1 protein-coding gene is annotated in these 1,126 nt (G+C 61.4%); it reads right to left on the bottom strand.

The features are described from left to right. The coding region (locus tag HWY30_RS40770) for a transposase (RefSeq protein ID WP_176079058.1) at window positions 1–550 on the bottom strand (550 nt) is incomplete at its 3' end. Between the last annotated feature and the right edge of the window lie 576 nt (window positions 551–1,126).

The raw sequence follows: 1,126 nt of genomic DNA, 5'->3' as shown, positions 1-1,126 counted from the left end.
TCAGCTCGGTGAGCGCCGTCTGGCTGGCCTTGATGAACTGGCGCGAAACGCTGCTCTTGGAGATGCCGACGGTGCCGGCCATCTCGGGCAGGACCTTGGCATATTTGCGCGTCGACACGCCCGTGACCATGATCTCGTGCACCCGCTCGGCGAGCCGCGGATTCTCGTTCAATTGCTCGTAGGCGGGGACCGGCACTTCGCCGCCGCCACGACGCCGCAGGCGCGGCCGCTTCACCTTCAATTTGCGTTCGTCCATCACGATCTGGCCTGGCTGCGAGCCGTGCCAGCGGACCTCGCCGCCTTTGCGGCCCGGATGCTTCTCGCCGGCCACTTCCGTCGCCGAGATCACCAGCAGTTGCTCGACCAGGCTACGGCCGGCTTCGTACATCAACTCGTCGATGCTGGTGCGGGTGTTCTGAATTAGATCGAGCATGGGCAACAGAAGCTGACTGTTCTCGGCAAAACAGGCGCGCAGCCCGTCCGGGTCCTGCTTAGGCACCACGTGCAACGGCGCGCTGGCGCTTTGGGGCATCTCCTTGGTACGCTTCATTTGGCGGTTCTCCTTGGTTCCCTGTCCGGGAAGTTGGTCGTCGAAACCCGATTCTCTCGGATTTCCAACGGGGAACCGCCGCCTTCAACCTTCAACTACGCCCGGGACATTGCCGCGCTAATCGCGCGCCTCGACAGCCGCACTAGCCAAATTCGAGGACACGCCGAACGCTACCAAAATCAATGGACATCCTGTCGCTCATTCCTAACTGCAACGCTAGTGGTGACAGAATTGTCAATCTGGCCTCCTGGCCTTACCTCGCACGGGACACCCGTTCTCGCCACAAACGGTGAACTATTAGCAGAAACGGTTAACAGCAACACCTTGCGGCGATGCAATGCAACGCTCGGACTCGCTAGCAGTCACAGCAGGACCCGCGGATCGGGACCGAGCCAGATCGTTGGTCCCGGTTCGAACGGCTGCTTTGGAGAAATCCGGTCGACTGCTGTGGGTCGCGCTCTGCCGGATAGCAGTTCGGCAAGAGTCGGTAGAGTCGAGATGTGGCGCGGTGGCAGTAGGTTCGGTTTGTCTGTTCTCCGCCCCTTTCGTCTGGCGGTGCCCGAGTAACCTCACCCT

Origin of the sequence: Paraburkholderia tuberum STM678 (genome assembly GCF_902833905.1) — a bacterium.
GTDB lineage: Bacteria > Pseudomonadota > Gammaproteobacteria > Burkholderiales > Burkholderiaceae > Paraburkholderia > Paraburkholderia tuberum.
The sequence above is the reverse complement of the archived record's forward strand: the minus strand, read 5'-3'. Positions and strand labels throughout refer to the sequence as shown.